The 21,906-nt window shown below is 68.6% G+C and carries 20 protein-coding genes; 16 read left to right on the top strand and 4 right to left on the bottom strand.

Annotation, left to right across the window (positions count from 1 at the left end; all coding sequences use genetic code 11):
• Positions 1–134: 134 nt before the first annotated feature.
• Positions 135–389, bottom strand: coding sequence for a DUF6894 family protein (locus tag B146_RS0115875; RefSeq protein WP_019997451.1), 255 nt, complete (start codon positions 387–389; stop codon positions 135–137).
• A 307-nt stretch (positions 390–696) separates the two neighbouring features.
• Between B146_RS0115875 and B146_RS0115880 the strand changes: the two genes are divergently transcribed.
• Positions 697–1,431, top strand: coding sequence for a Crp/Fnr family transcriptional regulator (locus B146_RS0115880; protein ID WP_019997452.1), 735 nt, complete (start codon positions 697–699; stop codon positions 1,429–1,431).
• Positions 1,432–1,641: 210 nt separating this feature from the next.
• Complete coding sequence (locus B146_RS0115885; RefSeq protein ID WP_019997453.1) at positions 1,642–2,169, top strand: PAS domain-containing protein; 528 nt, start codon at positions 1,642–1,644, stop codon at positions 2,167–2,169.
• Positions 2,170–2,226: 57 nt separating this feature from the next.
• On the opposite strand, the gene B146_RS0115890 is transcribed toward B146_RS0115885, so the two are convergent.
• Entirely contained in the window at positions 2,227–3,726 is a 1,500-nt protein-coding gene (locus tag B146_RS0115890; protein ID WP_019997454.1) for an aldehyde dehydrogenase family protein, read from the bottom strand.
• Between the two features lie 225 nt (positions 3,727–3,951).
• On the opposite strand from B146_RS0115890, the gene B146_RS0115895 reads away from it, so the two are divergent.
• From B146_RS0115895 to B146_RS26365, 11 genes are all read left to right on the top strand, one after another.
• The gene (locus B146_RS0115895; protein ID WP_019997455.1) at positions 3,952–4,845 is read left to right on the top strand and encodes a LysR family transcriptional regulator; all 894 of its coding nucleotides are present in this window, start codon (positions 3,952–3,954) and stop codon (positions 4,843–4,845) included.
• 128 nt (positions 4,846–4,973) lie between these two features.
• Positions 4,974–5,720 (top strand): glucose 1-dehydrogenase, encoded by a 747-nt coding sequence (locus B146_RS0115900; RefSeq protein WP_019997456.1) that lies wholly within the window; start codon positions 4,974–4,976, stop codon positions 5,718–5,720.
• 10 nt (positions 5,721–5,730) lie between these two features.
• On the top strand, positions 5,731–6,819 hold the full coding sequence (locus B146_RS0115905) for an isocitrate/isopropylmalate dehydrogenase family protein (RefSeq protein ID WP_019997457.1): 1,089 nt from the start codon (positions 5,731–5,733) through the stop codon (positions 6,817–6,819).
• A gap of 93 nt (positions 6,820–6,912) precedes the next feature.
• Complete coding sequence (locus B146_RS0115910; RefSeq protein WP_019997458.1) at positions 6,913–7,821, top strand: LysR family transcriptional regulator; 909 nt, start codon at positions 6,913–6,915, stop codon at positions 7,819–7,821.
• A gap of 354 nt (positions 7,822–8,175) precedes the next feature.
• Complete coding sequence (locus B146_RS0115915) at positions 8,176–9,678, top strand: ABC transporter substrate-binding protein (protein ID WP_019997459.1); 1,503 nt, start codon at positions 8,176–8,178, stop codon at positions 9,676–9,678.
• A 214-nt stretch (positions 9,679–9,892) separates the two neighbouring features.
• Complete coding sequence (locus tag B146_RS0115920) at positions 9,893–10,846, top strand: ABC transporter permease (RefSeq protein WP_019997460.1); 954 nt, start codon at positions 9,893–9,895, stop codon at positions 10,844–10,846.
• Positions 10,843–11,697, top strand: a complete 855-nt coding sequence (locus tag B146_RS0115925) for an ABC transporter permease (protein WP_019997461.1) — start codon at positions 10,843–10,845, stop codon at positions 11,695–11,697. Before B146_RS0115920 ends, B146_RS0115925 begins: the two co-directional genes overlap by 4 nt.
• Positions 11,694–12,677 carry an ABC transporter ATP-binding protein gene (locus B146_RS0115930; RefSeq protein ID WP_019997462.1) on the top strand — a complete coding sequence of 328 codons (984 nt, stop codon included), beginning with the start codon at positions 11,694–11,696 and terminating at the stop codon, positions 12,675–12,677. Before B146_RS0115925 ends, B146_RS0115930 begins: the two co-directional genes overlap by 4 nt.
• Entirely contained in the window at positions 12,674–13,693 is a 1,020-nt protein-coding gene (locus B146_RS0115935) for an oligopeptide/dipeptide ABC transporter ATP-binding protein (protein ID WP_019997463.1), read from the top strand. Before B146_RS0115930 ends, B146_RS0115935 begins: the two co-directional genes overlap by 4 nt.
• Before the next feature lie 19 nt (positions 13,694–13,712).
• Positions 13,713–15,116 carry an amidase gene (locus B146_RS0115940; protein WP_019997464.1) on the top strand — a complete coding sequence of 468 codons (1,404 nt, stop codon included), beginning with the start codon at positions 13,713–13,715 and terminating at the stop codon, positions 15,114–15,116.
• A 261-nt stretch (positions 15,117–15,377) separates the two neighbouring features.
• Positions 15,378–17,552 (top strand): putative bifunctional diguanylate cyclase/phosphodiesterase, encoded by a 2,175-nt coding sequence (locus tag B146_RS26365; protein ID WP_155897537.1) that lies wholly within the window; start codon positions 15,378–15,380, stop codon positions 17,550–17,552.
• 165 nt (positions 17,553–17,717) lie between these two features.
• Here the strand turns inward: B146_RS26365 and B146_RS0115950 are convergent, their stop codons facing one another.
• Positions 17,718–18,173 carry an Lrp/AsnC family transcriptional regulator gene (locus tag B146_RS0115950; protein ID WP_019997466.1) on the bottom strand — a complete coding sequence of 152 codons (456 nt, stop codon included), beginning with the start codon at positions 18,171–18,173 and terminating at the stop codon, positions 17,718–17,720.
• 120 nt (positions 18,174–18,293) lie between these two features.
• Here B146_RS0115950 and B146_RS26370 point away from each other — a divergent pair, with 120 nt between their 5' ends.
• Entirely contained in the window at positions 18,294–19,223 is a 930-nt protein-coding gene (locus tag B146_RS26370) for a DMT family transporter (protein WP_019997467.1), read from the top strand.
• 396 nt (positions 19,224–19,619) lie between these two features.
• Positions 19,620–20,816, top strand: coding sequence for a GGDEF domain-containing protein (locus B146_RS26375; RefSeq protein WP_155897538.1), 1,197 nt, complete (start codon positions 19,620–19,622; stop codon positions 20,814–20,816).
• Positions 20,817–20,866: 50 nt separating this feature from the next.
• Here B146_RS26375 and B146_RS0115965 read toward each other — a convergent pair whose 3' ends face one another.
• On the bottom strand, positions 20,867–21,169 hold the full coding sequence (locus B146_RS0115965) for a hypothetical protein (RefSeq protein WP_026358650.1): 303 nt from the start codon (positions 21,167–21,169) through the stop codon (positions 20,867–20,869).
• Positions 21,170–21,342: 173 nt separating this feature from the next.
• Between B146_RS0115965 and B146_RS0115970 the strand changes: the two genes are divergently transcribed.
• Complete coding sequence (locus B146_RS0115970; RefSeq protein ID WP_019997470.1) at positions 21,343–21,891, top strand: PAS domain-containing protein; 549 nt, start codon at positions 21,343–21,345, stop codon at positions 21,889–21,891.
• Positions 21,892–21,906: the final 15 nt, after the last annotated feature.

A 21,906-nucleotide genomic window follows, 5' to 3' on the forward strand; every position in this document is an offset into this window, starting at 1 on the left:
CGGTTCCGGCACGGTGTGGCGAAAAGAAGCGGGGACACGCGCCTTGGTGGCGGCGTCCCATGGTCGGCCGGAGGCTCGACGGGCCTATGTCAGCCCCGGTGTGACAGGGCGATCGGGCTTGGAGCTGTCGGGCACTAGAGACCGTCCTTGGCGCTGCCGGGAAGGCGAAGCTGGCTTCGGAAGCTCACGCTATCCACGAAACGCCCCGTCTCGTCCCAGATCTCGATCGCTTCCCCATCCAGAACGTCGCCGCGCCGCAGCCGTTCCGCCAGAAGCTCGCGGACGCATCGAACCGCTTCCCGGCGTGCCGCGTCCAGATCCGGGAATTCCTCGCCCTCGAAATCTTCGATCAGCACGTCGCCGTTTCGGATATGAAGATAATAGCGCATGATCTTCCCGGTCTGCTCTCGTACCGGCAGATAGGAATCTCACCCGGCCCAAGCATCGTCCCGGGGTGCAAAGCCGCCCTTATTGGGGCCGAATGGTGATTTAAATAAGTAGTCAGGCGCAAACCCATCGGGCATTCAGCGCCGGAGCCTTCGAGGCTGCGACATCGACGCGCGATTTCGGTTTGAATGTCAGAAGCGTACATTGCCCTCGCGCGGTCTAGAGGCGCGCGCGCGGTTCCCACATAAGCGGGTTGGGCGCAACGTCGGACCCTACGAGGTCCCGGCTCAGCCCGAAGGAGCCTGCCCCATGCCGCCGTCCCTGTCCACCGCCCCTCGCAACCTGCTTCTGTCCGTTCTGCCGCGCGAAAGCCTCGCACGTCTGGAGCCGCATCTGGAGCCGGTGGACCTGCCGGTGAAGATGCTTCTGGTGGAGGAACGCGCGCCCACCCCCTATGTTCATTTCCTCGAATCCGGCCTCGCCTCCATGGTGGCCCGCAGCCTTCCCGAGGGCGAGGAGATCGAGGTCGGCCATATCGGGCGCGAGGGCATGGCGGGCTTCCATCTGGCGCATGGCGTGGACACGACGCCGCACCGCACCTTCATGCAGGTGGGCGGGCACGGCCTGCGCTTGGCCGGCGAGGTGCTGACGCGGGCGCTCTCCGAGGACGAGACGCTGCGCTCGCTGCTTCTGCGCTACATCCACACCTACGAGGTGCAACTCTCGCAGTCGGCGCTCGCCAACGGGCGCTACAACATCAACGAGCGGCTGGCGCGCTGGCTCCTCATGTCGCAGGACCGGCTGGAATCCGACGACCTGCCCCTGACGCACGAGTTCCTGGCCCTGATGCTCGGCGTGCGCCGCTCGGGCGTCACCAACGAAATCCACATTCTGGAAGGCGTCGGGCTCATCAAGGCGACGCGGGCGCGCATCCAGATCCTGAACCGGGCCGGGCTGGAGGATCTGGCGGGCGGCTGCTACGGTGTGCCGGAAAGCGAATATGACCGGCTGATCGGCGTGTCGCTCGCGCGCAGCGCGTCCTGACGGACCGCCGTCGCGCGCCATTCGCGCAAGGCCGATCCATCGGCGGCCGATCCGCGCCGGGATCGCGCAGGACCATGCCCTCGCAGCCGCGTTAGTTTCATACCCACCCAATTAGGTTTGTTGCGCCTACAAGCATTGCTTGCGGGATCGTACGATTTTGACATTCTAAGTTGGCCGTATGATCGAAGGGTGCCTTGAGCCGTGAATGTCATGCACGCGAACCATCAATGTGCCGTGGTCGGGGTCTGGAGCGGCCGGTTTCGGACGGGGCTGGTCTATGCCGACGAGGCCGTGCGGGACCTTTACGGCCTGTCCGCCGAGACGGAAGGCGCGTTTCCGCTGGAAACGCTCCTGCGCAACGTTCATCCCGACGACCGCTCGCGCCTTCGCGCCGACATGGCCCGCTCGGCGGCCGTGGGCCTGCCCTTCTTCACGACCTACCGGGTGAAGACGCTCTATGGCGTGCGGCGCGTGGCGACCGCCGGCCAATGCTTTCTGGGCGAGGAGGGCCAGGCGGACCATTACCACGGCGTGACGATGGAGCCCGGCGTCTCCACCGAAGGCCGTTCCCCCACGGCGGAGGTTGTGGATCACCTCATCGCCGCCCGCGAAGCCGCCCATGCCGCCGACGAAACGCTGCTCGGCCGCCTGATCGAGGCGGTGATGCTGGAAGCGGGGCGGCGTCTCGCGGAGGGCCTCGCTCCGGCCGCGCCGGACGGGAGAGGCCGCGAGCCCTGAAGGCCCGAGGCCGCCGCACCCCCCGGGCGTTCGGGGCTCAAGCGAGCGCCGGGGCGCTCAGTTGGTGTCGATCCAGATCGCCTTGGTGTTGAGATAGCCGTCGATCTGCTCGGCGCCGCCCTCGCGGCCGTAGCCGCTGGACTTGTACCCGCCGAAGGGCACGGCGGGGTCGAGCAGGTGATAGCCGTTGACGAAGACCGAGCCCGCCTGCAACGCGTTCGCGATGCGGTGCCCCTTGCCGATGTCGCGGGTGAAGACGCCGGCGGCAAGGCCATAGGGCGTGTCGTTGGCCCGCGCGATGACGTCGCCCACCTCCTCGAAACGCAGCGCCGAGATGACCGGGCCGAAGATTTCCTCGCGCGCGATCACCATGTCGTCCTCGACATCGGCGAAGATCGTGGGCTCGATGAAATTCCCGCCCGCGAGGTCGCCGTCGGTCAGCGCGCGCCCGCCGGTCAGGAGCTGCGCTCCGCCCTCGCGGCCCTGGCCGATATAGAACATGATCTTGTCGAGCTGCCGGCGCGACACGACCGGGCCGATCTGCGTCTCGGCCCGCATTCCGTCGCCGATCCGCAAGGCCTTGGAGAAGGCGACGAGCCGCTGGAGGAACTCCTCGTGAACGGAGGCTTCCACGAAGAGGCGCGAGCCCGCGATGCAGATCTGGCCGGAATGGGCATAGACGGCCATGGCGGCGATCGGCACGGCCTTGTCGAGATCGGCATCGGCGCAGATGATGAGGGGCGACTTGCCGCCAAGCTCCAGCGACACGCGCTTCGGGCCGGTCGCCGAGGCCCGCACGATGGCCTGACCCGTGAGAGTCGAGCCGGTGAAGACGAGCTTGTTGACGTCCGGGTGCTCGGCGAGCGCCGCGCCGACGCTCGCGCCATATCCGGTCACGATATTGACGACGCCGTCCGGCACGCCGGCCTCCGCCATGATCTCGGCGATCAGGAGCGGCGTCAGCGGCGCTTCCTCGGAGGGCTTGAGGACGATGGTGCAGCCGGTCGCGAGCGCCGGGCCGATCTTCCAGATCGAGGAGGCGGTCGGCGCGTTCCAGGGGATGATCGCGCCGACGACGCCCACCGGCTCGCGCACCGTCATCGAGAACACGTCGCCGGGGATCGAGTTCCGGATCGTGTCGCCGGTGATGGCAGTCGCCATGCCCGCGTAATAGCGCAGCATTCCGACGACCCGCAGCCGGTTGGCGCGGGTGCGGGTGATCGGCAGGCCCATGTCCTGCGTGTCGCAGGCGCTGATCTCCTCCCAATGCTTCTCGAAGAGATCGGCGATGCGAAGCAGGATCGCCTGCCGCTCGAAGGGCTTCATCCGGCTCCACGGGCCGTGGAAGGCCCGGCGCGCGGCCTTGACGGCGCGGTCCACGTCCTCCTTCGTGCCGGACGGGACCGTGCCGAGCACCTGCCCGTTCGCCGGATTGCGCGTTTCCAGGCGCTCGCCCGAGACGCTGTCCACCCACTGCCCGTCGATGAACATGGGGCGGTGGCGCCCGTCGATCGGCTTGCGCAGCGCAAGGGTGGCGTTGGCGGCGGGCTCGGTCATGGTCTTTGGTCCTTGTCGCTGATGTCGCTGGCTTTGCCCGTCGCGCGTCCTGGAAAGGCGCGGGGCTCGGCGTCTTGTCTGGTATCGGACGATCCCCTATCCGGGGACCGGCGCTCTCGATGGGCTGACGGGCGGGCTCGGGGCTGGAAGGCCCCACGAAACCACGAGCCGGCCCCGCGAGGTTTCAAAGGGCATTCCGAGGCGATCGGGCCTGAAAGGACGGCGGTGACGGCGATCAACCTCAAGCTTCTCCAGACCTTTCTCGCCGCCGTCGAAAGCGGCAGCTTCCGACAGGCCGCCAAGGACAGCAACCGTGCCCCTTCCGCCGTCAGCATGCAGATCCGCGACCTCGAAGAGCAGATCGGGATCAGCCTGTTCATTCGCACGAAGCAGCGGACCGAGCTGACGCCGGAGGGGCAGATGCTCTACGAGTCCGTTTCGAAATCCATGGGCGAAATCCGCGCCAGCGTCGATCACGTCGCCGATCTGGTCGCCCGGCGCAAGGGCCGCATTCGCATCGCCTGCGCGCCGACGCTGGCCTCCACCCGGCTCGGCGGCATCCTCGCCGCCTTCAAGCGCCGCTATCCGCACAGCCATGTCGAGGTGATCGAAGTGTCGCCGCAGGCGGCCCTCGCTCTGGTTCGCAAGCAGGAGGTCGAGTTCTATGTCGGGCCGGAGCTCGACGAGCCCGCCGACCTGTCCTTCGAGCCGATCCTCGAAGACCCGCTCTATGCCTGCGTCCCGCCCGAGTTCGACCGGGGCGGCGCATCGCTCCGCGTCGCCGAACTCGCCGATCATCCCCTGATCCTTCTCAACCGCACCACCGCCGCGCGGGCGCTGCTGGAGCGTCTGGCGCTTTCGGAGGGAACGCGCCTCGCCCCGCAATACGAGGTGGTGGGCAGTGCGACCGCGCTTTCGCTGGCGAAGGCGGGTCTTGGCATCTGCGTCCTTCCCCGCATCGCCATCGTGGACGCCGCGCCGCCCATTCGCGTCGTTCCGATCGCTTCCTCGCAAGCCCATCGCTGGATCGGCCTCCTCACCGCCCCCGGCAACGTCCCGCACAGCTATTGCGAGCGCTTGAAGGACATTTTCCGGGACGCCCTCACCGCGTCCGACTAGCCACGCTTTCCCGGCTCTACGCCTGCGCCCCGTCGGTGTCAGGACGAAAAAAGGCGACGGCTGTTCAGTTTATCTGACTGCCCGCGCGCGCGACGATGGGCGATAGGACGGGGCAGGAGGACGCACCCATGAGACTTTCTGGAAAGACCGCTATCGTCACCGGCGGCGGCTCGGGCTTCGGCGAGGGCATCGTTCGCAAGTTCGTGGCCGAGGGCGCCAAGGTCGTCCTGATGGATCGCGACATCGCCGCCGCCCGCCGCGTGGCGGAGGAGTTCGGCGAGGCGGTCGCCGCCATCGAGGGCGACGTCTCGCGGCTGGAGAGCTTCGAAGCCGCGCTCGAACTCGGCCAGTCGCGCTTCGGCGCGGTCGATATTCTCGTGAACAATGCCGGGGTCGGGCAGTCGCCGACGCCGCTGGAAGACGTCAGCGAAGAGCTGTTCGACCGCCTGGCCGCCGTCAACATGCGCTCGATCTTCAACGGCGCGCGGGCGCTCGTGCCCCATTTCAAGGCGAACGGGCGCGGCAACATCCTGAACGTCGCCTCCACGGGCGGCATCTCGCCCCGGCCGAACCTCACCTGGTACAACGCCTCCAAGGGCTGGGCGATCGCGGCGACGCGCGGCATGGCGGTGGAACTCGCGCCCTTCGGCATCCGCGTCAACGCCATCAACCCCGTGGCCGGCGACACGCCGCTTCTCTCGACCTTCATCGGCGGCGACACCGACGAGATCCGCGCGCGCATCGTCGCGACGATCCCGCTCGGCCGCCTTTCGACGCCCGCCGACATGGGCAACGCCGCCGCGTTCCTCTGCTCGGACGAAGCCAGCATGATCACCGGCGTCGACCTTCTGGTCGATGGCGGCAAGTGCATCTGAGGAGAGTCCGATGAAGCGCTACACCATCGCCGTCGTCCATGGGGACGGGATCGGCCCTGAAGTCTGCCGCGCCGCCGTTCGGGTCGTGGAGGCGGCGCTGGGTGCCGCATCCCCCCTCGCCTTCCGCGAATACGAGGCCGGCGCGGAGCTGTTCCTTCGCACTGGCGAGAGCTTCCCGGAGGCGAGCTTCGAGGGATGCCGTCAGGCCGACGCCATCCTGCACGGGGCCGGCGGTCTTCCGGGCGTCGTGCATCCCGACGGGACGGAAGCCGGCCTCGACTTCACGCTGCGGCTTCGCTTCGATCTCGACCTTTTCGCCAATATCCGCCCGATCCGCCTGTATGAGGGCGTGCGCAGCCCGCTCCGGGACGTGAAGCCCGGCGACATCGACTATGTGATCCTGCGCGAGAACAGCGAGGGCCTCTACGCCGCGCGCGGCGGCGGCGCCCTGCTCCGGGGCGAGGTCGCGATCGATCCGCTCGTGCAGACGCGGCACGGCGTCGAGCGCATCGTGCGCAAGGCCTTCGAGCTCGCGCGCCAGTCCGATGGCGCGCCGCGCGACGGCGTGCGCCGCGTGACCTGCTGCGACAAGGCCAATGTGCTGCGAAGCTACGCCTTCTTCCGCTCGATCTTCGATCGCGTCGCCAAGGACTATCCCGACATCGAGACGGAACACGCGCTGATCGACGCGATGGCGATGCATCTCGTCATGAAGCCCAGCCACTACAATGTCATCGTGACGGAAAACATGTTCGGCGACATCCTGTCCGATCTCGCGGCCGCCACGGTCGGGGGCATGGGCATGGCCCCTTCGGCGGAAGTCGGGCTCAGCAACGGCTTCTTCCAGGCCGCGCACGGCTCGGCGCCCGACATCGCCGGCAAGGGCATCGCCAACCCCTACGGCACGGTTCTCTCGGCGGCCTCCATGCTCGACTGGCTCGGCCATGGCCATGATGATGCGAGGCTGAACGAGGCCGCGCGGCGCATCCGGGCCGCCGTCGAAACCTCGATCGGACGCGGGCTCCTCAGCGCCGATATCGGCGGCGCGTCGAGCACGGAGACGATCACGGCCGCGCTGTGCGAGGCCGTCGCAGCTTGATCGTGACGCGGGGGGCGGGCGGCATTCGCCTGTCCGCCCCGCGCATCGGCCGATCCTCGTCGCGCGCTCGCCCGGGGCGCTGGAAAGAAGCTCATGCAGATCCGGTCGCTGATCTATTTCTACGAACTCGTCCGCTCCAAATCGATGCGGCAGGCGGCCCAGCGCCTCAACGTCGCGCCGACCGCGATCAGCCGGCAGGTCGCCAATCTCGAGCACCATTTCGGAACGCCGCTGGTGGACCGCGATCCGCGCGGCATCCGCCTGACGGCGGCGGGCGAGCTTCTGGCCGAGCGCCTGTCGCGCACCCTTCGCGATCTCGATCAGGTCTCGGTCTTCATCGACGACCTCAAGGGCCTGCGCCGGGGCGAGGTGAAGATCGTCACCAACGGGGCGCTGACCACGAGCATCCTGACCCCGGCCGTCGCCTCCTTCAGCGCGCTTTATCCGCAGGTCTCCTTCGACATCCGGACCCTGAGCGCGAGCGACGCGATCGACAAGCTCGCGCGGGCGGAAGCCGACCTCGCGCTCACCATGTTCACGCCGGCCCATTCCGACGTGGTGGAGCGCCTCGGCGGCGCGGTCGAGAACATGGTGATCGTCGCCCCCAGCCATCCCCTCGCCAAGCTTCCGCATGTCACGCTCGCCGAGATCGCCGAATTTCCGCTCGCCATTCCCGACGAGAGCTTCGGCGCGCGCCAGGCGCTCGAACAGGGCGCGGCGCAGGCCGGGGTCGATCTCAACCGCCTCTTCGTCACCAATTCGATCGAGATCCAGAAGGAACTCGGCCGCCGGGGTTCGGCCGCGCTGATTCTCCCGGCGCTCGCCGTCGCCCGCGAAATGGCGCTCGGCGAGCTTTGCGCCATCCCCATCCGGGGCGGCTGGCAGATCCGCACGCGCCTCGCCCTGTCGGTGACGCGCGACCGCGCCCTCCCCTTTGCCGCAGCCAAGCTCCTCAGCCATCTGGAGCAGCATCTCCACGCGCTGCTCGGCAAGGACGCCTGAGCCGCCCGCCTCAGCGAACGAACGGATGCCCGCACCGGCGCGGCACCGCCGCCGGCGAACACGCGCAGCCCGAAGTTTCTCCGTCATCAACCCGTCGCACGTCTGGGGTTTGGTTCGCCGCGCAAGGCCCCCGTACCGCGCTCGCGCCGGCTCGACATCGGGCCGGACGAGAGCGCGATCGCGCCCGCGCGGCTTTCGGCGGGACCGCGCCTTCGCGCGCCGTCGCTTGATCGTGTCTCGCTTTCCGCTACACCCCAGGCCAGAAATAGGCATAGCCGAAACAGTCGCGACATTGTTCACTCGCGACAGGCTGTCACGCGGCCCACAGCCCGAACGATCTTGGAGGATCAGGTCATGCGCATTTCCAGGCGTCATCTCGCAAAGCTTCTGGGCGGTGCGATGCTTCTGACAGCGGTCCTCCCCGCGCAGGCCGCGCCGCGCACCGATCTCGTTCTGGGCATGACCACCGAGCCCGCCGGCCTCGACCCGACCGTCGCCGCGCCCGTCACGATCGGCCAGGTCACCTGGCAGAACGTCTATGAGGGTCTCGTTCGCATCGACCGCGACGGCAAGGTGCAGCCGCAGCTCGCCGAAAGCTGGACCGTCTCGCCCGATGGCCTGACCTATACGTTCAAGCTGCGTTCTGGCGTCAGCTTCCACGATGGCGAGGCCTTCGACAGCGCGGCCGCCAAGTTCACGCTGGACCGGGCGCGCGGCGAGGCCTCGGTGAACCCGCAGAAGCCCTTCTTCGCGGTGATCGATAGCGTGGATGCGCCCGATGCCGGCACGCTCACGCTCCGCCTGAAGCGCCCCGCCAGCAATCTTCTCTACTGGCTCGGCTGGCCGGCGGCCGTCATGGTGCCGCCCAAGGCTGCCGACACGATCAAGACGACGCCGATCGGCACCGGCCCCTTCCGCTTCGAAAGCTGGGCCAAGGGCGACCGGGTGGTTCTGAAGAAGAACGCCGACTATTGGGACAAGGCGGGCGCCGCCGCGCTCGATCAGGTGACCTTCCGCTTCATCGGCGATCCGCAGGCGCAGCTCGCGGCCGTGCAGTCGGGCGATGTCGACGCCTTCCCCCTCTTTGCCGCGCCCGAGCTGTTCACCACGCTCCAGAGCGACAAGCGCTTCACGACCGAAGTCGGCAAGACCGAGATGAAGGTCGTGGCCGGGCTGAACGGCGCGAAGAAGCCCTTCTCCGATCCGCGCGTGCGTCAGGCCCTGATGATGGCGATCGACCGCAACGTCCTGATCGAGGGCGCCTATTCGGGCTTCGGCACCGCCATCGGCAGCCATTACACGCCGAACGACCCCGGCTACCAGGACCTCACCTCGGTCTACCCCTACGACCCGGAAAAGGCGAAGGCGCTGCTCGCCGAGGCCGGCTATGACGGCACGCTGGCCTTCACCATCAAGGCCCCGCAGATGCCGTATGCCACGCGCTCGGCCGAGATCATGCAGGCCATGTTCGCGGAAGTCGGCGTCAACATGACGATCGAGCCGACCGAGTTCCCGGCGCGCTGGGTGGCCGACGTCTTCTCGGGCAAGAATTTCGACATGACGATCGTCGCCCATGCCGAGCCGATGGACGTCGCGATCTATTCGCGGCCGAACTATTATTTCGGCTACACCAACCCCGCCGTGGACGCCGCGATCTCGCAGGCCGAGCAGGCCACCAGCGAAGAGGACCGGCTGAAATCCTATGGCGAGGTCCAGTCGATCCTCGCCAAGGACGTGCCGGCGCTGTACCTCTTCGTGCTGCCCAAGCTCGCCGTCTGGAACGCCAATCTCCAGGGTTTCTGGACCAACGAGCCGATCCCGTCCAACGATCTGACGGAAGTGCGGTGGACGCAGTAAGAGTGGCTGACGAAGCCTCCGGGCGGGAAGCCGGCGAGGATCTTTTCGTTGCCGCGAGAAGCCGGGCACGGACCATGCAGCGCATGGGCGAGCACCGGCGACACAGCGGCGAGGAAAGGAGACCGTCGGATCGACCCCGCAAGGTTTCGTCAGGCGCTTTCAACGCCGCCGCGCCCTCCCGCTTTCCCGCATCTCCCGCTCCGGCAGGCATTCCATGCTCGGTCTCCTGGCAAGACGGGCCTTCGGCCTCGTCTCGACGCTTCTCGTCGTCTCGTTCCTGATCTTCCTCGCCATGAACGTGCTGCCGGGCGATCCGGCGGCGGTCATGCTCGGGACCTCGGCGCAGCCTGACACGCTCGCGGCGCTGCGCACCCAGATGGGGCTAGACGCGCCGATGCTGGTGCGCTTCGGCCGCTGGATCGGCGGGGCGCTGACGGGCGATTTCGGCATTTCCTACACCTATGGCGTGCCGGTCGCGGGTCTCGTCGGCGAGCGGCTGCTCGTGACCCTGCCGCTGGCCGCCCTTTCCACGCTCATCGCGATCCTCGTTTCCATCCCGCTCGGCGTCACCGCCGCCGCCAACCAGGGGCGCTGGCGCGACGGACTGGTCACGGTCTTCACGCAAGGCAGCGTCGCGCTGCCCAATTTCTGGATCGGCCTTCTCCTGATCCTCGTCTTCTCGGTCAGCCTCGGCTGGATGCCGGCGGGCGGCTTTCCCGGCTGGCAGGCGGGCCTCGGCCCGGCGCTCGCTGCCCTCCTCCTTCCCGCCATCGCGCTCGCCCTGCCGCAGGCCGGCATCCTCACCCGCGTCACCCGAACGGCGGTTCTCGACATCCTGAACGAGGATTTCGTGCGCACCGCGCGAGCCAAAGGGCTGGACCGGCGCCGGGCGCTCTGGCGTCATGTCGTGCCGAACGCGCTCTTGCCCGTCGTCACCATGCTCGGCCTCCAGTTCACCTATCTCGTCGCCGGCTCGGTGCTGGTGGAAAACGTCTTCGGCCTGCCGGGCCTCGGGCGCCTCGCCTATCAGGCCTTCTCGCAGCGCGACCTCATCGTGATGCAGAGCGTCGTCCTGTTTCTCGCCGGCCTCGTGATCGTCGTGAACTTCCTCGTGGACATGGCCTATCTCGCGCTCGATCCGCGCCTGCGCTCGGGAGCCGCGCAATGAGCGCGATCGCCCAGCCCGCGCCCCGGCGCTTCGTCTCGCGGCTGTCGCCCCGTCTTGTCGCGGGCAGCGCGATCGTCGGTCTTCTGGTGGCGCTGGCGCTCGTCTCGCTCGTCTGGACGCCCGCCTCGCCGACGCGCATGGCGATCGCCCAGAAGCTGAAAGCCCCGCTGGAGGTCGGCCTTCTCGGCACCGACCAGTTCGGCCGCGACGTTCTCTCGATCCTGATGGTCGGCGCGCAGAACTCGCTGAGCGTCGCCGCGCTCGCCGTCGCGCTCGGCGCGATCGGCGGCACGCTTCTCGGCGTTCTCGCGGCGGCCTGTCGCGGGCGGGTCGAGGAACTCGTGATGCGCGCCTGCGACGTCATCTTCGCCTTCCCGCCCATCGTCTCGGCCATGATGCTCGGCGCGCTGCTCGGGCCGGGGCGGCTGACGGCGATCGCCGCCATCGCGGTCTTCATGGTGCCGGTCTTCGCGCGCGTCACCCGCTCCACCGCCCTGCAGATCTGGTCGAGGGACTATATTCTCGCCGCGCGCGGGGCGGGCAAAGGCTCGGTCGCCATCACCTTCGCCCATGTCCTGCCCAACATCGCCAGCCAGATCATCGTGCAGGTGACGATCCAGCTCGGCCTTGCCATCCTCACCGAAGCCGGCCTGTCCTTTCTCGGCCTCGGCGCCCCGCCGCCGACGCCGAGCTGGGGGCGGATGCTCGCCGACGCGCAGGTGCAGATGGCCGCCGCCCCCTGGCTCGCCATCGTGCCAGGCACCACGATCGCCCTCGCCGTCCTCGGCCTCAATCTTCTGGGCGATGGTTTGCGGGACCTTCTCGACCCTCGACGGACCCTCGGCCGATGACCGCCCCTCTCCTTCGCGTCGATCATCTCGCCATCGACATCGCCCGCCCGGGCAAGACCCCGCTGCGCATCGTCGACGACGTGTCCTTCGAGCTGGAGCGCGGCCAGACGCTCGGGATCGTCGGCGAATCGGGCTCCGGCAAGTCGATGCTCTCGCTGGCGCTGATCGGCCTTCTGCCAAGGTCCGCCGTCACCACCGGCTCCGTCCGCCTGGACGGACAGGAGCTTCTCGGGCAGGGCGACCGGGCGCTCTGCCGGGTTCGCGGCCAGCGCATCGGCATGATCTTTCAGGAGCCGATGACGGCGCTCAATCCGGGAATGCGAGTGGGCGACCAGATCGCCGAAGGTCTGGTGCGTGCCAAGGGCCTGTCGCGCTCCGCCGCCCGGCCGCGCGTGCTGGAGCTTCTGGAGCGCGTGCGCATTCCCGACGCGCGCCGGCGCATCGACGCCTATCCGCACGAAATGTCCGGCGGCCAGCGCCAGCGCATCGGCATCGCCATCGCGCTCGCGCTGGAGCCCGACATTCTCCTTGCCGACGAGCCGACCACCGCGCTCGACGTCACCGTGCAGGCCGAGATTCTCGACATCGTCGCCGAGCTCGTGCGCGAGACCGGCATGGGCCTGATCCTCGTCAGCCACGATCTCGGCGTCATCGCCCGCGCGACCGAGCGGATGCTGGTGCTCTATGCGGGGGCGCGGCTGGAGGAAGGTCGGACGGTCGAGCTGCTCCAGCGCCCGGCCAATCCCTATACGGCGGGCCTTCTGAAGGCCATGCCGCGGCGCCTGCCCCCCGGCGAGCGGCTTTTCACCATTCCGGGCGGCGTGCCGCCGCTCACCGCCCTGCCGCCCGGCTGCCGCTTCGCGCCGCGCTGCGAGGCGCGCATCGAGGCTTGCGAGGCGGGCGAGCCGGCCTGGCGCCGGCTGAGCGAGCGGCATGGCGTGCGCTGCATTCGAGCCGAATCCGGAGGTGTCCTGCGATGAGCGCGCCGCTTCTGTCCCTTCGCGGCCTCGTTCGCGACTATGGCTCGGGCCTTGCCGGGCGCGGCACGCCGCTGCGCGCCGTCGACGGCGTGTCCCTGCAGGTGGAAAAGGGCGAGATCGTCGGCATCGTCGGCGAAAGCGGCTGCGGAAAATCGACGCTCGCCCGCGTCGTCGCCGCGCTCGACCGGCCGACAGAGGGTCAGGTCCTCCTCGACGGCGAAGACCTCTTCACCATGGACAAGCGCGCGCTGCTGCGCCGGCGCGACCGGTTCCAGATGGTGTTTCAGGACCCCTACGGCTCGCTCGATCCGCGCCGGCGGATCGGCTGGTCGGTGGCCGAGCCGCTCGGCGTCCTCGCGCCCCGCTTGTCCAAGGCCGAGACCGAACGGCGCGTGGCCGAAATGCTGGAGGCGGTCGGGCTGAAGGCGGCCGACGCGAAGCGCTTCCCGCACGAATTTTCCGGCGGCCAGCGCCAGCGCGTCGCGATCGCGCGCGCGCTCGTCACACGGCCCGATCTCGTGATCGCCGACGAGGCGGTGTCGGCGCTCGACCTCTCGGTTCAGGCGCAGGTCCTGAACCTCATTCTCGACCTGCGCGAGCGCACCGGCGTCGCCTTCCTCTTCATCACCCACAACCTCTCGGTGGTGGACGCGATCTGCGACCGGGTCGCCGTCATGTATCGCGGGCGGATCGTGGAAAGCGGCGCGACCCGCGCCGTCTTCGACGCGCCGCGCCATCCCTATACGCGCCTGCTTCTGGCCGCCGAGCCCGGCCGCGAGGCCTCGGCCCCACAAGCCGCCGGGGCCGTTCCGCCCTTCCCCGAGGACGCCGCCGACTGGAACGGCTGCGCCTTCCGCCCGCGATGCGTCGCTGCGACGGAAATCTGCCGGCGCGAGGCCCCCGTCTCGGCCCCGGTGTCCGCCCCCAGCGAGCCGGACTGGGTCGTCGCCTGCCACCATGGGCGGGACGGCGTACGGACGGCCTTGGCGCAAACCGACGCGGTTCCCCGATTCTGAACGAAAAGAGCCCATCCGCATGACCTCCCTTCTCGACCTGACCGCGAGCGTACTCCTGCGCCGGTTCCGCGACCGATCGCTGTCGCCCTCCGAATATTGGGAGGCGGTGGAAACGCGCATCGCGGCCTTCGAGCCCGATGTCGCGGCGCTCTGGGCCTACGACCCGGAAGACGCGAGGCGCGAGGCGCGCGCCTCGACCGAGCGCTGGGCGCGCGGGGCGCCGGTGGGCGCGCTCGACGGCGTGCCCGTGTCGGTCAAGGAACTCATCGCGACGCGCGGCCTCGGCGTGCCGCTCGGCACGGCGGCGACCGTGATGCAGCCCGCCGAGGTGGACGCGCCGGCGGCGGCGCGCCTGCGCGAGGACGGCGCGATCCTCTTCGCCAAGACGACCTGCCCGGACTACGGCATGTTGTCCTCCGGCCTGTCCTCCTTCCACAAACTGTCGCGCAACCCGTGGAACCTCGCGCTCAATCCGGGCGGGTCGAGTTCCGGCGCGTCGGCGGCGGCGGCGGCGAGCTACGGCCCGTTCCATGTCGGCACCGATATCGGCGGCTCCATCCGTCTGCCGGCGGGCTGGACCGGGACCTTCGGCCTGAAGCCGAGCCACGGGCGCGTTCCCGTCGACCCCTTCTATGTCGGGCGCTGCATCGGGCCGATGACCCGGACCGTGGAGGACGCCGCGCTGATGATGGCCTCGATGTCCCGCCCCGACTGGCGCGACGCGACCAGCCTGCCGCCCGAGGCGATCGACTGGACCGATATCGAGGGCGCCGACGTCCGGGGCCTGCGCGTCGGCCTCATGATGGACGCCGGCTGCGGCCTTGCCGTGGAGCCGGAAGTCGAGGCGGCCGTGCGGCAGGCCGCGCGCTGGTTCGAGGCGGCGGGCGCCGAGGTCGTGGACGTGAAGCCGGTCCTCACCCGCGCGATGCTGGACGGGCTCGACGCCTTCTGGCGGGCGCGCTTCTGGGGCCAGATGCTGGCGCTGGAGGAATCCCGGCGCGCGCTGATCCTGCCCTATATTCTCGACTGGGCGAAGGCGGGCGCGGATGTCAGCGGCGTCGAGGCCATCCGGGGGTTCGACCAGACCATGGCGATGCGCAAGGCCTGCGTGACCCTGTTCCAGGGCGTCGACATCGTCCTGTCGCCGACCAATCCGATCGTCTCCTATCCAGCCGAATGGGCCTCGCCCACCAACGACCCGCAGCGCCCCTTCGAGCACATCGCCTTCACCGTTCCCTGGAACATGTCGGAGCAGCCGGCGGCCTCGGTCAATTGCGGCTTCGCGGCGAACGGCATGCCGATCGGGCTCCAGATCGTCGGCCCCCGCTTTGCCGATCTGGCGGTTCTGCGGATGTCGCGCTTCGTGGAAACCCGGCGCGGCGCGATGCGGCCCTGGCCCGCGCCCGCGATGGCCGCAGCCTGAGGCAGGCCGCCGGGACGCGCGCGGGCTCCGGGCGGACAGCGTTTTCGCGCCGGCGACCAGCGCTGGAGGGACCGGGCCGGATGGGGGCCCGCTCGTCCCGCGCAGGACGAATACAACCTTAGGCTTCAGCCATTTATAGGGTTTCTACTTCAACAAGGCGCGCGGCCGTCTCGCCGGCCCGTAACCTTATCTTCAGCTCGTGCTGCCTATCCTTAGCTAGCAATGATTGGGTGAGTAACACAGGGAAGGCCGGTGCTCGACATGCCTGAGCAGGATAGCCTGGTCACTTTGAGACCCAGCCCACGCCCTCTCGATCTTGCGGCCGCGATGGAACGGGTCGCGACGCTCGAGCGCGCCAACGCGGACCTGGAAGCGCGCCTGCGCGAAAGCGAAATCCGCTATCGCTACGCCAACGAGCTGAGCAACCAGATCACCTGGATCGCTTCACCGACCGGCGAGGCCCTGGACTTCTCGCCGCTCTGGACGACGCTGACGGGCATGAGCCTGGAAGAGAGCGTCGGCACGGGCTGGGGCGCCGCCATGTATCCCGAGGACCGGGAACAGGCCTTCGCCATCTGGCGGCACGCGCTTGCGACCGGGGAGCGCTTGGAGGCCGACTATCGCCTGAGGCTTTCCAACGGCGAGCTGCGCTGGTTCCACATCCGGGCCGCGCCGCGCCTTTCGGCCGACGGCTCGGTCCTATGCTGGTACGGCACGATCGAGGACACGCACGACTGGAAGGTCGCCGAGGACGCGCTGAAGGCCAGCGAGGCGATGATCCGCAACGTCCTGGAAAGCACGACGGATTACGTCTTCGTGGTCGATCGGGACTGGCGCGTCACCTTCATGAACACGCGGTGGGCGGATTTCGTCCGCCAGGAGCGGAACGGCAAGCTCGGTGATGTTCTCTGGGACCTCTTCCCCGAGGATCGCGGCACCAAACTGGAAACGAACTACCACCAGGCCCTGGCCACCGGACGGCCGGTTCGCTTCGAGGCCTATGTCGCGCGAGGCGACATCTGGCTCGACATCAACGCCTGCCCGATGCTCGACGGTCTGGCCGTCTTCTTTCGCGACGTCACCGACACCAAGCGCGCGCAGGACGATATCGCGCGTCTGGCGCATCAGGACGCCTTGACCGGGCTCGCCAACCGGACGGTGCTCAACAAGGAGCTGGAAGAGGCCTTCCTGCAGCGCACCGAGCGCAGCACCGGCCTTCTCATGCTCGACCTCGATCTCTTCAAGGAGGTCAACGACACGCTCGGCCATGCGGTCGGCGACGAATTGCTGCGCGCCGTGGCGGGTCGTCTGAAGGGCGAGCTCGGCGAAGGGGACGTTTTCGCGCGGCTCGGCGGCGACGAGTTCGCGGTGATCCACCGTCTCGATGCGGACGAGAGCAGCGTGGAGGCTCTCGCCGAACGTCTCATGGCCGGTTTCACCGACTGTTTCTTCATCGACGGCATCGCGATCAAGCTGGCCGCCAGCATCGGAACGGCCCTGTCCTGCCCGACGCACGAGTCGGCCAACGACCTCCTGAAGGCCGCCGATATCGCCCTTTACCGCGCCAAGGAAGGCGGACGGGGTGCGATCAGCGCCTTCGACGGCGGCATGGCCGATCGCCTGCACGCCCGCCAGACGATGAAGGTCGATCTGGAGGTGGCGTTGGTGCTGGGCGAATTGCGCCTCGTTTACCAGCCGCTTCTCGACATCTCCTCCGGGCGCATCGCGGGCGCCGAGGCGCTTCTGCGCTGGCGCCATCCCTCGAAGGGCGAGATTTCCCCGGCCGAGTTCATTCCGCTGGCGGAGGACACGGGCCTCATCGTCGAGATCGGCGACTGGGTGCTGCGGCAGGCCTGCATTCAGGCCGCGTCCTGGCCGAGCGACTGCACCATCGCCGTCAATCTCTCGCCCGTCCAGATCAGAGACGAAACCCTGCCCGAGCGCGTGCAATACGCGCTGTCCTATGCGGGGATCGATCCTTCACGCCTGGAACTGGAGATCACCGAGTCGGTGCTGCTGAATGACAGCGAGCGCAACCTCGCGATGCTGCACGCCCTGCGCAAGATCGGCGTTCGCATCGCCCTCGACGATTTCGGCACGGGCTATTCCTCGCTCTCCTATCTGCGTCACTTCCCGTTCGACAAGCTGAAGCTCGACCGTTGCTTCGTGGGCGATATCGGCGCTTCGCCCCAGACCGAGGCGATCATCCGGGCGGCGGGCGAGATGGGACGCGCCCTGTCGATGACCACCACCGCCGAGGGAGTCGAGACGCAGGAGCAGTTCGACTGGCTGTGCCTCAACGGCTGGACGCAGTCGCAGGGCTGGCTGACCGGCCGTCCGATGGAAGCGGCCGCGATCAAGGATTGGATCGTGGGACGCGACGCCGTTCACCGGGAAAAGGTCATGGATCGCCGTCCCGCGATCGCAGTGGCCTGAAGACCGTCCAAGCGACCTCGCGAAGCGCGCGGCGCCCTCGCGCCACGGCCTGGGTTCCAGGGTGCGGGGGTTCCAGGGTGCGGGGCCCCCAAGGTGCGGGCGGGGCCGCGCGAGTGAAGCCCTCGCACCGCCTCCCGACGCCGGCGGGCGCCCCCCATGCGCCCGTCAATCCACCGGAAGCGCCAGCGAGTGCTTCACGTGGCCATAGGTGAAGCTCGTGTCGATCGAGGCGACGCCGGGGACGGAATGCAGATCCGAGCGGACGAAGGCCTCGTAGTGCTTGAGGCTCTTCACCACGACCCGCAGCATGTAGTCGGCGTTTCCGGCCATCACGTAGCTGTCCATCACGACGTCGATCTTCGCGATCGCCGCCTCGAAGGCCTGCACGGTTTCCTTGTTGTGCGGCTGAAGGCGGATGCGAACGAAGGCGGTCACGGGATAGCCGCAGGCCTCGGCGTCCACGATCGCCGTGTAGCCCTTCAGGATCCCCGCCTCCTCCAGAAGACGCACGCGGCGCAGGCAGGGCGAAGGCGACAGGTTCACGCGCTCGGCCAGCTCGCTATTGGTCAGCCGGGCGTTCGCCTGCAGCTCGGCGATGATCTGCCGGTCCTTCTCGTCCATGAAGCCCTCTCGGTTTGTGGCAGAATCTGCCACGATCGACGCCGATCCTAGCCGAAATAGGCAGGATATGGCGCGGCTTTCTTGGTATTTTGCGGACCTCTCCCCATCGAGGACCGTCCGATGTCATTTGCCACGACCGCCGTCGCGCCGCCCCTGTCGAACGCGCTCGTCGGTTGGGCGGCAATGGGCGCGGCGCTCGTGACCTGGTCCGGCTTCAGCCTGTCGATGCGGGGCATCGGCGCGTCGGCGCTGAGCCCGAGCGACGTCGCCCTCCTGCGCTTCGCGGTGCCGGCGCTGATCCTCCTGCCGCTCCTCCCCTCGCGCCTGCGCAGGTTGAAGGCGGTGCGGATCGGACCGGCGCTGATGATCGCGTTCGGCGCGGGCCTGCCCTTCTTCGCGCTCGTCGCGGCCGGGAGCCACTTCACCTCGGCCGCGCATGTCAGCGCGCTCGTCGCCGGAACGGCGCCCCTTGCCGTCGCGATCCTCGGCCGCCTCTTCCTGGGGCAGCGGGGCGCGAGCGTCCCCGGTCTCGCCGTGATCGTCCTCGGCATCGCGCTGCTCGTCGCCGGCCTCGGCGGCCTTGACGCGCGCGTCCTCGCCGGCGCGGCACTGCTTCTCGGCGCCAGCCTTCTCTGGGGCAGCTATACGCTGGGAATGCGGCTGGCCGGGGTCACGCCGATGACCTGCCTCATGCTCGTGACCTATCCGTCCGCCATCGCGATCGCGCTCCTGAAAGCGGTCGGCGTGTTCGAGACGCATCTCGGATCGGTCGATCCGCATCAGCTCCTTGTCTTCTCGGCCGTGCAGGGGATCGGCACCGGCCTCGTCTCGACGCTGGTCTACGCGGTCGCCGTGCGCCATCTCGGTGCGCTCCGCTGCGCCACGATGGGCGCCTTGGCGCCGGTGCTCGTGACCGGCGCGGCGATTCCCCTCCTCGGCGAACAGCCGACCCCGCTGACGCTCGTCGGCGTGGTGGCGGTCGCGCTCGGCGTCACCCTCGCCAACGGGCGCCGTGCGACAGGGGCGGGTTTTGCCCCGGCAGCGCGTTAAGGCGCGGACGGTGGGATCGCCGGTGACGCATACAGCGCGAACCCCCATCACGAGCCGACGCACTTTCCTGCCGCGGACCGATCAGCGGACCCGCCGAACAGGGGCGTCCACGATCCGCATCGGGCAGAGGGACGAACAGGTTCATCGGCGAATGAGTGTCGCGGACGGTGCGCGCCCGTGCGGCGGCGAGCGCCCGAGCCGAGCCTGACACGAGAAAGCCCCTCGCCACCCCCTCGGCCGCATGACACAGCCGATGGTCGCACAGGCCGGAACGGAAAAGCAATCGGCGCGCGAACCTGCCCCAAGGGCATGCCGACACACTTTATTTAAGAGCGCTGGATCATAGTGCCATTCGAAGGCTCGCGCCCCGACGTCAGAGACCAGAAGGCACAGGACTTGAGCACGATCACAGGCGCGTATCGCACTTCGATTCGCGGAGGCTTGGTTGCCGCCTACACGTTTCTGACCTCCACCGCCCGGTCCGCCACCCCGGACATGCGCGTCTGGATGCTGGCGACGACGACGCTTCAGTCGGCCACCCTGGTGATGGGCTGTCTCATGACGCTCTTCGCTGCGAGCCTGACGAACGCTTTGACGGGGCAGCTCTGGCCGTTGGCTTGGGCGCTCATCGACCTGGCCGCGACGACGGTTCGCCTGCGGGGGATCGGCCGCATCAATTCGGGACGGGTGCCCGCGAGCGAGCTGGAACTCGAACATGCCGTCGTCATGCTTGGCGGTCTCGTCTGGGTCACGGTCTTCGGGATCGGGGCCGCCCTCATGATCGCAAGCGGCCTCACGCCCTTGATGATGTTGGCGACGCTGAACGTCGCGGGAACGGTCAGTCTCATCGCGAACCGGAACGCCGCCACGCCCCGATACGGGATCCTGTGCATGGTGCTGTGCGAACTGCCCTTCGTGCTGGCCATCACCAGCCGGCCCGAGGCCTCGATGCTGTCGATCGCGGGTTTCGCGGTGGCCCTTCTGTTCGGTCTGTGTGCCGTCGTGATGCAGAACAACAGGCTTCTCGTTCGCAAATACGATGCCGAACGGGCCTTGATCGACATCGCCCATTCCGACCCGCTGACGGGCCTTGCGAACCGGAAGGCTCTGGACCGGTCGCTGGCGGGCGAGTTCGAGAGCGAGACGACAAACGATCCCGCCAGCCTGACGGCGCTCTGCCTCGATCTCGACGGGTTCAAGGCCGTCAACGACGCGCATGGTCACGCCGCCGGGGATTTCCTTCTGAAGGTGGTCGCCGAGCGGCTGCGACACGCCGTGCGCAAGGACGACGAAATCTTCCGCGTCGGCGGCGACGAGTTCGTCTGCGTCCTCAAGGACACCGACAGCCGGACGACCGAAGCGATCGCCGCGAGGATCATCGCCGCCCTGTCGCGTCCGGTCGAGATCGGCGCCACGAGGCCCGTGGCGGTCGGCGTCAGCATCGGCGGGGCGACGGTGGCCTCGGGGCGCGAGGCCGCGACGCTTCTGGCCAAGGCCGATGGCGCGCTCTACGAGGCCAAGCGGTCTGGCAAGAACCGCTATCATCGCGCCCTCGCCTCGCCGCTCGCCATGCCGACGCGCAAGAGCGCCTAGCCGACCGCCGTTCGCCTCGAACCGGGGAAGTCGCGCCCACAGACCGCCCGTCAGGGCAGTTCGGACAGGCGGCGGCGCAGGAGATCGCGGGCTTGGGGATCGGGGACGCGCGACAGCGCGGCCTGCGCGGCGGGATCGAGAGCGCCGCGCGGCTGGCCGACACGGGCCGCGCCCTCGGCCGCCTCCTCGAAGCGTGCGAGCGGCAGTCGAAGAGCGAGCGCGAGACGCGACAGGAGCGCGAGGTCGGCGCTGCGGCGGACGTCGCGCGCCGCGTCGTCCGCGGGGAAGGCCGCGCCGGCTGGGGCGTCCGGCCCGCCGTTTCGGGTGCGAGGATCGGGCAGATTCACAACCACGGATCACCTCCAGACATCGGACCGGCGCGGCTTACCACCGGGTGCCGCGACACGAAAGACACTCCGCCTTGCCGAGCGTCATCGCGATATTGACATTTTGTCGCACCTCCGAAAAGACCCGATCGTGACTATGGAGGTAACCGGAGATTTCACGCGTTCACCAGGAGCCGATCATGAACATGAGGATTCTGGATGGCGAAGCGGCCCAAGGCCTCATCGGAATCTGGACCTGGCATATCGGCAACAATCTGGTGATTGCCTGCGACCGCGTCTGCGAGCATATCGACGTGCCGCCCGAACAGGGCCTGCACGGCATCCTGCCCGAGCGCTTCATCGCCGCGATCCACCCGGACGACCGGGCCAATCTCATGGTGAGCACGCGGACGGCGATGGACGGGCGGAACACGTTCGGCGCGGAATATCGCATCCTCAGCAAGCTGCACGGGGTCCGCTGGGTGCGCTCCACCGGCCGCTGCTTTCGCGACGCGCAGGGCCGGCTCACGCATATTTCCGGCTACCTGACGCAGATCGACGAGCCCTCCCTCCCCGCTCCGCCGCGATCGGCCGAGGCGCAGGAAGGCGAACTGGTGGATCACCTGATCCAGGCGCGCGATCTCGCCGGGGCCCTGGGTCACGAGATGCTGCGCCGCCTGATCGAGGCGACGCTCCTGGAAGCCGCGCACGCGATCGCCGAGCGCCTGAAGCGATCCGAGACCGAATGAAGCGGCCCCTCGCGC

This window comes from Aureimonas ureilytica DSM 18598 = NBRC 106430 (assembly GCF_000382705.1).
In the GTDB taxonomy this organism is placed as follows: Bacteria; Pseudomonadota; Alphaproteobacteria; order Rhizobiales; family Rhizobiaceae; genus Aureimonas; species Aureimonas ureilytica.

Coding starts and splice junctions, on each gene's coding strand:
- B146_RS0115875 (WP_019997451.1), bottom strand. CDS start 389: ATGCGCTATTATCTTCATATCCGAAACGGCGACGTGCTGATCGAAGAT.
- B146_RS0115880 (WP_019997452.1), top strand. CDS start 697: ATGCCGCCGTCCCTGTCCACCGCCCCTCGCAACCTGCTTCTGTCCGTT.
- B146_RS0115885 (WP_019997453.1), top strand. CDS start 1,642: ATGCACGCGAACCATCAATGTGCCGTGGTCGGGGTCTGGAGCGGCCGG.
- B146_RS0115890 (WP_019997454.1), bottom strand. CDS start 3,726: ATGACCGAGCCCGCCGCCAACGCCACCCTTGCGCTGCGCAAGCCGATC.
- B146_RS0115900 (WP_019997456.1), top strand. CDS start 4,974: ATGAGACTTTCTGGAAAGACCGCTATCGTCACCGGCGGCGGCTCGGGC.
- B146_RS0115905 (WP_019997457.1), top strand. CDS start 5,731: ATGAAGCGCTACACCATCGCCGTCGTCCATGGGGACGGGATCGGCCCT.
- B146_RS0115910 (WP_019997458.1), top strand. CDS start 6,913: ATGCAGATCCGGTCGCTGATCTATTTCTACGAACTCGTCCGCTCCAAA.
- B146_RS0115915 (WP_019997459.1), top strand. CDS start 8,176: ATGCGCATTTCCAGGCGTCATCTCGCAAAGCTTCTGGGCGGTGCGATG.
- B146_RS0115920 (WP_019997460.1), top strand. CDS start 9,893: ATGCTCGGTCTCCTGGCAAGACGGGCCTTCGGCCTCGTCTCGACGCTT.
- B146_RS0115925 (WP_019997461.1), top strand. CDS start 10,843: ATGAGCGCGATCGCCCAGCCCGCGCCCCGGCGCTTCGTCTCGCGGCTG.
- B146_RS0115930 (WP_019997462.1), top strand. CDS start 11,694: ATGACCGCCCCTCTCCTTCGCGTCGATCATCTCGCCATCGACATCGCC.
- B146_RS0115935 (WP_019997463.1), top strand. CDS start 12,674: ATGAGCGCGCCGCTTCTGTCCCTTCGCGGCCTCGTTCGCGACTATGGC.
- B146_RS0115940 (WP_019997464.1), top strand. CDS start 13,713: ATGACCTCCCTTCTCGACCTGACCGCGAGCGTACTCCTGCGCCGGTTC.
- B146_RS26365 (WP_155897537.1), top strand. CDS start 15,378: ATGCCTGAGCAGGATAGCCTGGTCACTTTGAGACCCAGCCCACGCCCT.
- B146_RS0115950 (WP_019997466.1), bottom strand. CDS start 18,173: ATGGACGAGAAGGACCGGCAGATCATCGCCGAGCTGCAGGCGAACGCC.
- B146_RS26370 (WP_019997467.1), top strand. CDS start 18,294: ATGTCATTTGCCACGACCGCCGTCGCGCCGCCCCTGTCGAACGCGCTC.
- B146_RS0115970 (WP_019997470.1), top strand. CDS start 21,343: ATGAACATGAGGATTCTGGATGGCGAAGCGGCCCAAGGCCTCATCGGA.